This window comes from Clostridium sp. AM22-11AC (genome assembly GCF_003473545.1).
GTDB lineage: Bacteria > Bacillota > Clostridia > Lachnospirales > Lachnospiraceae > Enterocloster.
The window spans coordinates 89,239-103,610 of the sequence record NZ_QUCM01000010.1 but is presented as its reverse complement, the minus strand read 5'-3'; the positions used below and the strand labels follow the sequence as shown (position 1 = coordinate 103,610).

Below are 14,372 nucleotides of genomic sequence, written 5' to 3'. Positions count from 1 at the left end.
CACAAATCTTATATCAGTTTTTAACGTTTACACAAAACTTGAAACGGTCTCGAATGGCCCCAAAAGTAAAGATCAGTCCCAGAGCACCTTTTACGCCCTGCAAACCGCCTACCAGGCACAATGCCAGCAGATAAAGTACCACAAAACCGATCATTACCTCTTTCCGGTCCATGGAATAAACGCTTGTGATCACTGAATTTCCTGCAACGCTCTGGAGAACCACTACCCGCATTCCCACTTTGCAGGCTGCACCAAAAAGATAGCCTGCGCTGCTGGTAGTTGTAAGTTCCTGTCCCTTTTTCACTCCACTCGTCATCTTTACGACTACAGTCTGCTGCCCCACACGCATTCCGTCTTCCTGAATGTTGTCTTCCAGGATACGGACCACTTTTCCTGTCTCAAAAGTCTGCCCTGTGCGGTTGACCAGCTGTGTCTTAGTTACGTTATTCAGTTTCACCACTGCCAGTGCCATGATCACCATGATCACTGTCATAACTGCGTACTTTTTTACCTGTTTTTTCAGTGCCTGATCCATTTTTACTGCCTCGATCTATCCGATCAACGTCCCGCAAGGCTTTTTGCAGCTTTCGCGGGACGGAATTTGATCTTTTATGTCTTTTTATATCTTTTTTATACCTTTTATTGCCGGCTTTGGGCTTATCTGTTTACGGTCTTGTGAATAGTAAAGGTATTATCAATATTTTCTACCTTTCCTTCATCTGTGATCTGGTAAGTGGTGATCTTGAAATCATCCTTTGTCAGATCGATCACAGAGTAGCTTGGCAACCAGTTCTGGCTTCTTACTTCAATGTAATCCTGCTGTGAATTAATAAGCTCATAATACTTGGAACCGGAAGCGGAGTTTGCTGTCATATAAAGGGTTCCCTTGGGGTTGGTCACAACGGATTTGCCGGAGCTTTCAATGGTATAGCACTTATTGTCTGCTGTAAAAGCATCTTTTGCTTCTACAGCAGCTGTATCAGATGAAAGAGGATTTAAAGTAATGCTCTCCCCTGTATTGTTGTTGTAAGCATGATCCCAGTCATAGTCCAGACCTGTTTCATCCAGTCTGAATTCATAAGAGCCATGTGACTTTCCATCTCCATAGAGGATTTTGGAACGGCTGTAGGTATGGTCATGTCCCTGAAGGACTACGTCAATATCATACTTGTCAAATACAGGTGTCAACTGGGTACGAAGGATCATACCGTCTGTATCAGAGTGATCCAGGCCGGAGCCGTAGATATCCTGATGAATGGTCACGATACGCCATTTGGTATCCGGGAAGTTTGCAACTGCTTTCTGAATGGCCTGCTCATGTTCTGCTACATTGTAGTTGTTTGTATTTAATACAATGAAAAGGCCAGGTCCATAGCTGTAGTAATAATCTCCTCCTGCTTCTGTCATTCCCAGATCAGTCGGATTTGGATTGTTAAAATGATAGCTGTAATCTTTGTTTAAAGAGTCGTGGTTTCCAATGGTAGTTGCTACCGGAAGGCTCTTTAAAGCATCTGCGGAAAGATAAGCTGCATACTCTTCTTCCTTTGGCTTTCCTGTTTTATTTACCTGGTCACCGGCAGAGATCACAAAATTCAGATCCGGGTTCTGTGCTAAAGCTGCATCCAGTGTACGGTCCCATGCAAAACCGTCATTGCGGGCTGCTGTATTGGCAGCGCCGGAGTCAGCACTTAATTTTCCTTCTCCCTGAGGCTGTCCCTTAGAAGCACCTACCTGCGGGTCGCCTACATAAAGGATCTTTACATTTTCAAAACTTCCTGTTTTATAAACTTCCGCAGGAGTTCTCACACCGCTCTTTTCTACAGAATAATAATAAGTAGTGTTTTCTTTCAGACCGTTTACAGTTACATAGTTGTAGCTGTAAGGTTTTCCACCTGTAAGAGATGGATCTACACTGCTTGCAGTTCCTGAACAGGCTTTAAGATCATCCTTATCTGTTCCAAAATAAACAACAGGTGTTGGCTCGTTTCCTTCACTGTACCATGCAAAATTCAGTTCGGAAGCTGCGCCGCCAGGTGTTAATGATACCTTTGTAAAATCTGTAGCTGTCTGGTTCCAGTCTGCTACCCACTTCTGCCACTGTTCAGATCCGCCGGTTACAGATGAGTCATTGTAATGTGTGGTAGCAGCCCATACCTGCTGTCCCCCGATCACCAGTACACCTGCTAAAAGTCCTGCTGCAATTCTTCTCTTTTTCATATCCATTCCCTTTCTTTTATATTACTTTTTGTTATTTTTTATTCTGATCATGGTTTTAGTATAAAAAAGCCATGTAAAATCTACTACCAGGGAAATGTATAGGAAATGTATGATTTTTGCAAATTGAAGTCTGAAAAATGAATGTACCCCGGAACATAAAAAGCGCCCTGGAACATGCTTTTTACATATCCCAGGGCGCTTCCTGCTAATTTTTATGCATCTGATCTTGAAAAGGCATTTTTCATAGAAGAACTCAGCTCAAATAACACCTTATTCAGTGTATTTCCCGTCTCTTTCTTTAACATAGCTGCCATTTCTTCGTTGATCTCTTCCCGGATCTTTTCTTTTTCTTCCGGCGTGCCTGCTGCCTGCTGCGCCTTATCTCCCTTGATGATCAGTGCATGGGCTTTAGATCCCACTGCCAGGCGGTAGCGCTCAATATAAATAGAAGTCTTTGCATAAGCTGCATCTGCCATAGCTGCGATCATACGGCTGGCCCAGTAGAAATTCTCAGTGGAAACCTCTGCTGTGGTATTTGCCATATACTCCGGTGTCTTTGATACCTGTGGATAAAATGGCACTAATACATTAAATGGATTGGAAGCAAAGGCAACCCACTGGATTACCTGAAACTCCTCCGGCATATAAGGGCGGATCTGGATCAGTGACAGCAGATCGGTGCGGTTGATGCCGATAGCGCGGTATTTATTGCGGTATACCGGGTCAGAGTGCTTCGCATATGGATCATAAGGTGTTCCCTGAAAATGAGAGGACAGCACATATTTTACATCTTCCACTGTGATCTTCTTTTCCGGAACCATGCACCATGGCAGATCATCTGACTCCGGTGTATAGTCCGCGTCTTCCCCTTCCCATTTCATGGTATGGGGATTGAAATAGCGAAGACCGAACCAGGCTCTTGGGGTATTGTATACATGGTCAGAATCCTCATGGCTGCCAAAAGCATCCCTCGGGTTAAAGCAGTCATCAAAGGACAGATCCAGATGATTTTCTTCAATAAATTCCCTCATATCTGCAGAACACATATATTCCTTCTGCTCAAATAAGGCATCTTCCAGATCAAATACATCCAGTCCCAGCTGGTTTGGCATTACCACATAGCTGTCATCAGGTACTCTTCTGGCGATCCAGTGGTGTCCGCCGATTGTCTCAAGCCACCAGATCTCATTTGCATCCTGAAAAGCAATCCCATTTTTCTCATAAGTTCCATACTGCTCCAACAGGCTTCCCAGGCGCTTTACACCTTCTCTGGCACTGTTAATATAAGGAAGGACAAGAACAACGATATCCTCCTCTCCAATACCACCTGGAACTTCTGCCTTTCCGTCTTCTGCCGGCTGGTACACTACCATAGGATCCGCACCCAGGACTCTCGGGTTGGAGGTAATGGTCTCGGTTGCAGTCATTGCCACATTTTTCTCATTTACACCGCAGGCTGCCCAAATTCCCTGTCCGGGAATGGCATTAGGAGCTGCGCTGTAGCGCATGGGATGCTCCGGAAGCGGGATCTCCACATGAGAGATCACAGATTTGTACACCTTCGGCTGCTTCTCCGGATGTACGATCACATATTTTTTTGCTGTAAAATGATTACCGCCTGCATCGTCATTTCTGGCGATCATGGTAGAACCGTCATAACTTGCTTTTTTTCCTACTAATATAGTTGTACATGGCATAATGTCATTCCTCCTGTTCTCATTCATTAAACCGTTTCTTTTATATTATCATCCCGAAAGTCATTTCGGAACAGATACAACGCTGCTAAAATAAACCCGCAGCAGACCACCCAGGTAGCCGGTTCGCAGACGCACACTGATTGATACTGCTCTGGAGCACTACGCTCCCTATGTTATAAATGGCACTCATCAGCCCCATACTAAGCCCATGTTCAAACATTCCCACTGCCTGAAGCAGACCTGCTTCCAGGTTATAGATCATAGTTAATGGAATACCTGCCAGGATGATCGTAAGATATGCTAATGCTCCATGTTTTTAAGTCCTCTTTTCTCTCGTTTTTTGTCTGGCGGACTTTTTTGTCTACTTGTCAGCTGATAAAAGTTTAACAAAAATGAGCATAGAAGTCAAATTTTTCCAAGATCTTTTGCTATTTTCCACAACTGTCTGCAAGGTTCCTGGTAAGTTCCGAAGTTTTCCATACAGCAGATCACCTTTTCACAGTTTTTAAGAACCTTTACCGCAGTTTCAAAGGTCGCATCTGAGACCGATTCAAAGGCTTTTTCCCGAATCACCACAGAAGCCAGTGCCTCTGCCACCGGATATTCCCTGTCGTTTTCCCACAGGATACCTGCTGCAAAGGGAATTCCCTCTTTTTGCAGCTGCCGATACACCGGGATCCCTGTTCCATTTCCGCCAATGACAAACACCTTCGGCTCTCCTTTTACAGCTTCCAACTCTACGCTGCCATAATCTGTAAGATAGGTGCCTTTTTCGATCTGAAACAGTTCTTTGATATAATCTCCACTGAAAATTTCCTCCGGCGTACCAAAGCGGCCAATGGAATTATCCCCTTTTACACAGATAATATGATCGGATATCTTCTGGGCCAGATCCAGTTCATGCAGAGACATAAGCACTGCCACTTTCTTTTCCCGCACCATATTTTTAAGAAGATACAAAAGTTCCAGTTTGTGCCGGATATCTAAAAATGCAGTCGGCTCATCTAATACAATGACCTGTGGTTCCTGACAGATGGCTCTTGCAAGAAGGACTCTCTGGCGCTGACCGTCACTGACCGCCTCAAAGTCCTTTTCTGCCAGTTCCAGTCCCTGGACCAGTTCTAAAGACTCCCTTACGATCTGCCAGTCTTTTTCTGTCAGGATCCCCATTTTCCCTGTATAAGGATACCGCCCCATACTTACCACTTCTTCACAGGTCATCCGCTCTGTTTTCACCCGACCGGTCATCATCACAGACATACGAAGGGCAATCTCTTTTTCCTTCATGGTCCCCATAGAGGTTCCATCCAGCCACACTGCCCCTTTTACCAGTTTCAGCTGACCGATCAGGCTCTTTAATATAGTAGATTTTCCTGCGCCGTTTGGTCCTATGAGAGTCAGTATCTCTCCCCTGTTTACATGAAGGTTTATCTTTTGGATCAATGGCAGGTTATGATAACCTACGCTTATATCTTCCGCACAAATATAAGAACTGCTTCTTTCTTCTGCCATCATCCTGTCACCTTCTTCCTCTGGTCTGTATCATCATATAAATAACCACCGGCGCTCCAAACACAGCTGTTACTGTACTGATACTTAATTCTACCGGCGAAAACAGGGTCCTTGCAAGCCGGTCACAAAAGCTGCAAAATACTGCCCCGCCTAAAAAGCAGGCAGGTATCATAATAATCGGCTTTGTTGTTTTAAACAGGCTTTTTACCAGCTGTGGAACAGCAATCCCCACAAAGGAGACCGGACCTGCAAAAGCAGTAACGCAGGCAGAAAGGATACTGGACACCAGGATCAGTGCCAGGCGAAACGCCTTTATGTTCACACCCATACTGGCTGCATAGATCTCTCCTAACTGATATGCCCCTGCAGGTTTTGCCATCAACATGGCACAGATCATACAGAAAAAGATCACCACTGCCATAACCGAAATATTTTCCCAGGTAATGCCGGAAAAACTGCCCAAAGACCAGTTATGCAGATTTACGATATTAGAGTCATCTGCAAAGGTAACTACCAGATCCGTAACTGCGGAACAGATATAGCTGACCATAATACCACAGATGACAAGAATAGACATATTGTTCACTTTATTGGCGATCAGGATCACAAAACCCATAGAAAGCATGGCACCAATAAAAGATGCCAAAATCAATACAACGGAACCTGCCACCAGCCCTCTTCCCAGAAGAAATATCATCACCAGGGCTGTCATCAGTTTTGCACCGGAAGAAATTCCCAGTACAAAGGGGCCTGCAATGGGATTTGCAAAAAAGGTCTGAAGCAGAAATCCGGAAACAGACAGGGCGCCGCCTAATAACATAGCTGCCAGCACTCTTGGGAAACGGATATCCCAGAGGATCCTTGCCTGGGTACTTTCATCCGGTCCCTGAAACAAAAGCCGCAGCACATCTTTCGGTTCTACACTTACACTTCCGGAATAAATATTCCAGAAAAAAAGCAGGACCAGTGCCACAACCAGGAGTAAAAATCCCCCTGCAATATGGATCCGCTTTTTTGCTGTTCCCGTCATTTCTCTGGTCTTCAACCTGTGTTTCCCCTTTCTTATTTCAGTTGATGGATATAATGCATCTGTCCTTCATCTGGTGTCTCTTCTGTCAGCATCCTGTGAATATCCTGTATCATATTTCCCAGTCCCATAGTCTCCTGGAACAGGTTCTTTCCTGTACACCACACATGTCCCTCTTTAACTGCCTTAAAATCTGCTAACAATGGGCTTTTTGCAAGAAATTCATCCATTGTGGTCAGTTCACCGTCAATGGTACTGTTATAAATAATGTAATCTGCGTCCTTTGCCTTTGCATAAAAGGCTTCCATTTCCATATTCATGGTAGAAAGAGCGTTTTCCTCTTCTTCCTCTGCACTCTGGGGAACATAGGTGCCACCTGCCATAGTGATCATTTTTGCCACATAATCTCCCGGCTTACGCACATTGGCACTGCCCTTGGATGTAATGTAAAAAAAGGCTACTGTTTTTCCCTGGTTTGTCTGATCCGAATGTTCCTGTCCTTCATCCGCCTGAACAGAAACATTTTCCAGTTCTTTGATCTCTTTTTCAAATAATTCCTCTGCCAGCTGCTCTTTTCCTGTAAGTACCCCGTACAGCTTGATCCATTCCATCCTTCCTAAAGGATCCGCCTCATAGCTGGAACGCTCTACCAGGACTGGAACTCCCAGATTTTCCAGCTGCTCCTTTACCTGTGGACAATGATAGATCATGGTAGACTCAATGGCAAGGGAGCAGGACTTATCTACGATCCGTTCATAATCAGGAGCGCTGTATTTTCCTGCATATTCCATGGTTCCCTCTTCCAGAGCTTTTTTCGGTTCCTCTAAATACCAGCCGGAACGGTCTGTACCGGAAAGGGTGATCTGATCCACTGCATCCAAATGGCAGAAAAAGTCCATAGCAGAAGTAGCTGCCAGGTACATATTCGTTAAAGGCTGCAAAAGGGGTGTAATATCTTCCGGGAGATCTTCCGGTACCGGCTCTCCTTCCGGCACTACCAGGAATTTTTCATCTTCTCCAATAATGACCAGGGCATAGTTTTCTTCCCCATAGTAGGTGACAGAAAACTGATCCGCATATGAAAGATCCATACTTCCTGTCTGCGTTAGTTCTGACCAGGAAAGGGATTTTTGCCCCGTTTTTCCTGTCTGCTCCTGTGCTGTAGGGGAAGTAACTGTATTCTCTATATTTTCTGTCTTTTGTCCGCATCCAGCGCACATTCCCAGAACGCAGACAGTCAGCGTTCCCAGAAGAAATCCTTTTAATAGTTTCTTTTTTATCTGTTTTTTCATCTTTCTTTCCTGTGATCTGCTGCCTGCCCGTTACTGTGGCTGAATACTTTCAGAGTCAAAGATCAGTGTATAGTCGATCTCATGAGGCACACTCATGGCTGTGGTATCTGCGATCACTTTCTGTTTCTGGTCAAAAACAGTGACCGGGATCTCAAAGGAAGAATTTCCTTCTGTATTTACAGGCTCATACTTTTCTTCTCCCACTTTCATATAATCATAATGAGAGCTGCCCCAGGTGATCACAGCCGTTGCCTTTCCATCCTGGATCTTTAACTGCGTTGGCGTTTCCACAGTTGTACGGCCGGAACCGCCTTCCAGTTTCACTTCCACTGTGTATGTTCCGTCTTCCAGGCCCAGGCTTTCCACAGTTTTCATGTTCCCCTCTTTGTAGGCTTCCATTGGAAGGGAAGATGCCCGGACTACCAGGGTCCTGTCATACCAGGTTTCTTTCTTTTTGCTGTAAGCTGCACAGTCAATTCCTTTGTCTAAGGCTTCTACCGGGATCTCAAATACATTCTTTCCATCTGCACTCTCTTCTGCCTGAATGTAATCTCCTTCCCCTGCTTTTTCTGCCTCTTCCCCGGTTCCCATAAATACTTTTCCATAGCCGGAACCGCTTAAGGTCAGCTTTGCGCTCATCTTTCCATCAGCAACCGTCAGTTCTGCCTCTGTAATGTGGAACATGGAAGAGCTGGAGTCCACCTCTACCGGATAAACGCCGTCTTTTAACGCATCTGCTTCAACAGGCACCATATCATCTGTTACTACCTGCACTGTAGGAGCCGTTTCTTTTTCTGTTTCGGCACCTGCTGCACCAGATGTTTCTGCATTTTCTTTTGTATCTGCCTGTTCGCTTACAGCCTGGGAAGTTGCCCCGCTGTCTGTCTTTTGTCCGCATCCGGAAGACATCCCCACTAAACCAACGATCCCGGCACACAGTATATATTTTCTTATTTTCATCTTTTTACCATCTTTCTCACTGTCTATAGGTCCACTGCCGGACACATCACCGGCACATTTCCCATATGCATTGCAACAAAAGGCAGCCAGAATTTTCTCTGACCGCCTTTTTTATTTTAACTTAGCATCCTAATGCAAAATCGATTATTTTGCAAGACTGTCAACAGCTGCCTTTGCATGTTCTACAAACAGCTGCTGGATCGGCTCTAACTCACCTAAACCTCTTACCAGGCAGGTTACTTCATAACCAGCTTCTTCAAAAGTGGTCTTCCAGGAACCTTCCTCGTCACCTGCCATATCGTTGTTTGCGTGATCACCGGCAACGATCATTAAAGGCTCTAATACAACTTTCTTATAGGAACCTTCTTTTACCTTTGCTACTACATCTTCCAGACTTGGAGTTGCTTCTACAGTACCTACATAGTAGTGCTCAAAACCTTCCTCTGTCAGCATATCCTGCATCTTGGCATATACCTGGTTGGAGTCAGCCTCTGTACCATGACCCATAAAGCAGATCGCGGTCTCGCCATCATCATATTCCTTGGTTGCGTCTGTAATTGCCTGGATCACTGCCTTAAAGTCATCATCGGATGTAAGTAATGGTTCACCTACAACAACCTTCTCAAAGGAGTCTGCATTTTCTGCAATTTCATTTACCAGATCTGTATATTCAAGACCATTCATCAGATGGGTTGGCTGAACAACCAGAGTCTTTACACCATTATTTACTGCACGGTCCAGAGCTTCTGTTACATTATCAATAGTAACATCATCCCTCTTCTTTACATGATCAATGATGATCTGGCTGGTAAAACCTCTTCTTACGGAAAAATCCGGCTCTGCCTTTTCGATGGCATCTTCAATAGCACCAATGGTTAAACGACGGCTGTCATTGTAGCTGGTTCCAAAACTTACAACTAAAAGTTCTTTTTCTCCGATCTCATCCTGATTTCTTGTGTTATCCAATGCTGCATCTCCTGTATCGTAGTTTTCTTCGTCCTCTTCTTCAGCAGCAGTTTCCTCTTCCTTGGTCTCCTCTGCTGTGGTCTCTTCTTTTGTTTCCTCAGCACTTGTCTCTGCTACAGAAGCGGCTGTTGTCTCCTTTGCGCTTCCAGAGCATCCTGCTACGGTACCTGCAGCTACTGCTGCCGCTGCGAAAAGCAGCATTGCTTTTTTCAACTTCATTTTCATTTTCCTCCTTGTCCTAAGACACATAATAATATGTATCGATCCGGAAGAAATTCCCGGCAGGGCGCAGGAGTCCATTTTCCTGTGTGAGTCAGAAATCCTGATCCATGATAACACGACTGGAACAATTGCCATGATCATCTTTCAGAACCGGCACGATCAATTACTCGTGACCCGGAATGAACCTTCTCCTGTACCAACAAATGGCAGGTTTCCTGGCTTGCTGCTTTCTACATACAAAACTGCCTTCCCGGTTTCCCAGTGGCGGATATTCTGTCCTTTCTATCCACGTTTTATATGCATGGGATCTGGATGATAACTTTCCGGATCTCCTTTACAGCTTACAGTGACGAGATCGCGCAGGTACTTCCCCTGCTTCCCTTTTACCTCTTTATAAATAGACACGACCGCTGATCAGCGGCTGGTCCATAAACAAAGAGCACCATTTGCTCTTAACTCGATATAAAGCTATCCTATCACCTATTAGTTTAAAAAGCAACTTATTTTACTGTCACAGCTGAATATAGCACTTTATACCCAGGAACAGATCAGGCTTAAGTTACCCTCAAAAGAGCAGGTCCCAAAATCAGCAGGAATGATAAAATGATCCCCCTTTTTGATCTTTCTGCCGTTTATGCTTCCTTTTCCTTCAATCACACTGACATTTACAAAACCAGCCTCAAAAACATGGTCCCAGGTTCCGTGGATATCGTATTTTTCTACTGTATAATAAGGGCATGTTTCCAGATGTTCCAGGTCAGCTCCTTCTGTATGGGTGATGCTTCTCTGGTCCTTTGCAGGCTGGAATGGAGTTTTGATCACATCCAGACTCTGTTTTACATGAAGTTCCCTAAGCTTTCCGTTCCATTTTCTGTCATAATCGTATACACGGTAAGTAATGTCACTGGACTGCTGGGTCTCTAAAATAACAGTACCGCCCTTGATGGCATGGACACAGCCAGGATCGATCTGATAAAAATCTCCTTTTTTTACTGGCACTTCACGGATCAGGTCTTTCCAGCGCTTTTCCTCTACCATCTGCTTTAATTCTTCTTTGTCTTTTGCATAATGGCCAATAACGATCTGGGTTCCCGGTTCACTGTCTAAGATGTACCAGCACTCTGTCTTTCCCAGAGAACCATTTTCATGTTCTTTTGCATAGGCATTGTCCGGATGTACCTGGATGCTTAAGTCAGATTTGGCGTCAATGATCTTAATAAGAAGGGGAAATTCTTTTCCATATTTTCCATCTTCATTTCCAAACAGTTCCGGATGTTCTGCCCACAGTTTTGACAGATGCTCTCCCTTATAAGTGCCTTCTGCGATCTCACAGTCTCCATTTTTGTGGGCTCCGATGCCCCAGCACTCCCCGGTACTGTCACTTGGTATCTCATACCCAAAATCATCCCGAAGTTTTCTGCCTCCCCAGACAGCTTCTTTGAAAACCGGTTTCATAAACAATAATTCCTTCATATTTATATTCCCCTTTCTGCTTTGCAGCCACTTGTTTTGCCATGCATATCAAAAACCCGCCAGCGACGCGTTTGAAGATTTCCCTGCGCTCATTATATTATAGCGCATTTTGTTAGTATCTTCGATATAAATTTGACATTTTCCCCCTTTTGCTTATAATAGAACTGCTTATGAAATACTTAAGACTTGCAACAAATGAAGAGGTGCATCATGGAATTACTACAATTACGATATTTTTTAGTTGCGGCCCAGTACCAGCATATGACAAAAGCAGCGGAACACTTACAGATCGCCCAGCCGGCTCTTTCCCAGGCCATCCACAGGCTGGAAGCAGAACTGGGTGTTCCCCTATTCGAGAGAAAAAACCGCAGCATTGAATTAAATGATGAAGGAAAATTCCTGCAAAAACGGCTCATCCCTATTTTAAGCAGCTTAGACCGGCTGCCGGAAGAACTGCGAAAAGGAAAGGAAGCTGCCACCCACACTGTACATCTTCGTCTCCTTTCTGCCTCTGCCCTGATCACCAACCGGATCATTGCCTACAGAAGTCTCCGCCCGGATGTAAATTTCCAGCTGTACCAGATACTAGGACAGGAAGATGATTTTGACGTATGTGTTACAGCCCGGAGAGCCGATACTGCCCCAAAGGAAAATGACGATGCCACGGTTATGTTAGAAGAAGACCTGTATCTGGCAGTGCCATCCCATTCTCCCTATGGATCCAGGGAGTCCATACGTTTAACAGACACAAAAGATGCCGATTATATCTGCCTTGGCGGTTCCAAGCCCATCCGCCAGATCACAAACAGCTATTTTATGGAAGCTGGCTTTACTCCCCATATCATCTTTGAAAGCGACACTACGGAGTCTGTGCGAAACCTGATCGCAGCGGGAATGGGCATCGGTTTCTGGCCTGCCTGCTCCTGGGGACCTCTTACTACTAATTTCGGTGGTTCGCCTGGTCATTTTCCGGTAAAACTTCTGCCCATCACAGACCAGAAATGCCGCCGCCAGATCATCCTGACCCGGTCCGAAAAAGGAAAGAAAAGCCCTATTGTAGCTGATTTCTGCGATTTTCTGGTAGAACATAACAACTGGCTGTAACTATAAAAAATATATAACGCAAAAACAGCGTACCTTCCGGCGCGCTGCTTATGTGATCTATAATGTGATCTATTATAATCCATGGTATTCACTGCCCTTATGCTGACTGGCTTTCAAACGGCTGAGAGCACGGGCCATGGATGCTTTTGACATATAATATTCTCTGATACTCTGTTTCTGACGAAGCTGTTCCTGGGCCCGTTCCAAAGCCTGTCTGGCCCGGACTTCGTCAATATCTTCCGGCCGTTCCGCTGTATCTACTACAACCGTTACACGGTTATTTGCTACCTGTACGATCCCAATACCTACAACCGCTTCCCGGTACTGGTTTTCCCCGGGAACGCGAAACCGCAGTTCTCCTTCCTGGATTGCCAGGATCATAGCCTCTCTGTGAGGAAGGATACCTACTTCCCCGTCATGAGCCGGAACCACCAGGGACTCGCAGTTTCCATTATAAAATACATGGTCACTGGCTATGACCTTAAGCCAGAATGCTGCCATTATGACGCTCCTTCCTGCATCGCCTTCGCTTTTTCCACTACTTCGTCAATGGTACCCACATTAAAGAAGGCTGCTTCCGGATATTCATCCATTTCTCCGTCAATGATCGCCTTAAATCCACGGACCGTTTCCTTTACAGGTACATATTTTCCCGGAACACCGGTAAAGTTCTCTGCCACATGGAATGGTTGGGATAAAAATCTCTGTATCTTTCTTGCACGGTTGACTGTCAGCTTATCTTCCTCGGAAAGTTCCTCCATACCCAGGATGGAGATGATATCCTGCAGTTCTTTGTACTTCTGCAGCATCTCTTTTACTTTATTGGCTACTTCATAATGCTCTTTTCCTACAACATCCTCTTCCAGGATACGAGAAGAAGACTCCAGAGGATCCACTGCCGGATAAATACCCTGTTCTACGATCTTTCTGGAAAGGACTGTAGTTGCATCCAGATGAGCGAAAGTAGTAGCAGGTGCCGGGTCTGTTAAGTCATCTGCAGGCACATAAACAGCCTGAACAGAAGTAATAGAACCATTCTTTGTAGAAGCAATACGCTCCTGAAGTCCGCCAAGGTCCGTTGCCAGTGTCGGCTGATAACCAACTGCAGAAGGCATACGTCCAAGAAGGGCGGAAACCTCAGAACCAGCCTGTACAAAACGGAAGATATTATCAATGAATAAAAGCACATTCTGATGCTTTACATCACGGAAATACTCTGCCATGGTCAGTCCTGTTTCTGCTACTCTCATACGGGCACCCGGTGACTCGTTCATCTGTCCAAATACAAGGGCTGTCTTCTTTAAAACGCCGGACTCGCTCATTTCCGTCCAAAGGTCATTTCCCTCACGGGAACGCTCTCCAACACCGGTGAAGATCGAATATCCGCCGTGTTCCGTTGCAATGTTGGTGATCAGTTCCTGGATCAGCACCGTCTTACCAACACCGGCACCGCCAAACAGACCGATCTTACCGCCCTTTGCATAAGGTGCTAACAGGTCAATGACCTTGATACCTGTTTCCAGCATTTCTACAACCGGGCTCTGGTCTGCAAAACTTGGGGGATCTCTGTGGATGACCCATTTTTCTTCTCCCTCCAGGCTCTCACCGCCATCTAAGGTGTCCCCAAGGACATTAAACAGACGTCCCAGTGTCTTTTCACCAACAGGAACAGCAATTCCCTGTCCTGTTGCTTCTACTTCCATATCTTTATATAAACCTTCACTGGAAGCTAACATAATACAGCGGACTACATCTCCGCCAATATGCTGGGCTACTTCCATAACGCAACGCTTTCCATTGTTCATTACAGTCAGCGCATCCTGGATATGAGGAAGGTTTCCATTTTCAAAAGCCACATCTACTACAGGTCCCATTACCTGTATGATCTTTCCTTTATTCATG

General features: G+C 45.2%; 13 protein-coding genes and 1 riboswitch. Of the genes, 1 reads left to right on the top strand and 12 read right to left on the bottom strand.

Annotated features, from left to right (window positions below; genetic code table 11):
• Positions 1-13 precede the first annotated feature (13 nt).
• The 10 genes from DW251_RS10865 to DW251_RS10825 form a co-directional block, all read right to left on the bottom strand.
• Entirely contained in the window at positions 14-535 is a 522-nt protein-coding gene (locus DW251_RS10865) for a hypothetical protein (RefSeq protein ID WP_243034927.1), read from the bottom strand.
• Positions 536-657: 122 nt separating this feature from the next.
• A complete protein-coding gene (locus tag DW251_RS10860) occupies positions 658-2,217 on the bottom strand; it encodes a metallophosphoesterase family protein (protein WP_118301094.1) in 1,560 nt (519 codons plus the stop codon).
• Between the two features lie 212 nt (positions 2,218-2,429).
• Positions 2,430-3,914 (bottom strand): C69 family dipeptidase, encoded by a 1,485-nt coding sequence (locus DW251_RS10855; protein WP_118301092.1) that lies wholly within the window; start codon positions 3,912-3,914, stop codon positions 2,430-2,432.
• A gap of 85 nt (positions 3,915-3,999) precedes the next feature.
• Complete coding sequence (locus DW251_RS17965) at positions 4,000-4,176, bottom strand: hypothetical protein (protein ID WP_182433607.1); 177 nt, start codon at positions 4,174-4,176, stop codon at positions 4,000-4,002.
• 143 nt (positions 4,177-4,319) lie between these two features.
• Complete coding sequence (locus DW251_RS10850; RefSeq protein WP_347474653.1) at positions 4,320-5,429, bottom strand: ABC transporter ATP-binding protein; 1,110 nt, start codon at positions 5,427-5,429, stop codon at positions 4,320-4,322.
• A gap of 4 nt (positions 5,430-5,433) precedes the next feature.
• Positions 5,434-6,456: an iron ABC transporter permease gene (locus tag DW251_RS10845; protein ID WP_021870471.1), complete on the bottom strand. Its 1,023-nt coding sequence runs from the start codon at positions 6,454-6,456 to the stop codon at positions 5,434-5,436.
• 32 nt (positions 6,457-6,488) lie between these two features.
• Complete coding sequence (locus DW251_RS10840) at positions 6,489-7,745, bottom strand: ABC transporter substrate-binding protein (protein ID WP_347474652.1); 1,257 nt, start codon at positions 7,743-7,745, stop codon at positions 6,489-6,491.
• Positions 7,746-7,775: 30 nt separating this feature from the next.
• Positions 7,776-8,705 (bottom strand): hypothetical protein, encoded by a 930-nt coding sequence (locus tag DW251_RS10835; protein WP_118301099.1) that lies wholly within the window; start codon positions 8,703-8,705, stop codon positions 7,776-7,778.
• A 144-nt stretch (positions 8,706-8,849) separates the two neighbouring features.
• On the bottom strand, positions 8,850-9,890 hold the full coding sequence (locus DW251_RS10830; RefSeq protein WP_118301090.1) for a sirohydrochlorin cobaltochelatase: 1,041 nt from the start codon (positions 9,888-9,890) through the stop codon (positions 8,850-8,852).
• 190 nt (positions 9,891-10,080) lie between these two features.
• A riboswitch (cobalamin riboswitch) is annotated at positions 10,081-10,320 on the bottom strand.
• Between the two features lie 104 nt (positions 10,321-10,424).
• On the bottom strand, positions 10,425-11,366 hold the full coding sequence (locus tag DW251_RS10825; RefSeq protein ID WP_118301088.1) for a type I phosphomannose isomerase catalytic subunit: 942 nt from the start codon (positions 11,364-11,366) through the stop codon (positions 10,425-10,427).
• Positions 11,367-11,576: 210 nt separating this feature from the next.
• On the opposite strand from DW251_RS10825, the gene DW251_RS10820 reads away from it, so the two are divergent.
• Positions 11,577-12,470: a LysR family transcriptional regulator gene (locus DW251_RS10820; RefSeq protein ID WP_118301087.1), complete on the top strand. Its 894-nt coding sequence runs from the start codon at positions 11,577-11,579 to the stop codon at positions 12,468-12,470.
• A gap of 72 nt (positions 12,471-12,542) precedes the next feature.
• On the opposite strand, the gene atpC is transcribed toward DW251_RS10820, so the two are convergent.
• The gene (gene atpC, locus DW251_RS10815) at positions 12,543-12,971 is read right to left on the bottom strand and encodes an ATP synthase F1 subunit epsilon (protein WP_021870476.1); all 429 of its coding nucleotides are present in this window, start codon (positions 12,969-12,971) and stop codon (positions 12,543-12,545) included.
• Positions 12,971-14,371, bottom strand: a complete 1,401-nt coding sequence (atpD, locus tag DW251_RS10810) for a F0F1 ATP synthase subunit beta (protein WP_021870477.1) — start codon at positions 14,369-14,371, stop codon at positions 12,971-12,973. The genes atpC and atpD overlap by 1 nt, the downstream gene beginning before the upstream one ends.
• Position 14,372: the final 1 nt, after the last annotated feature.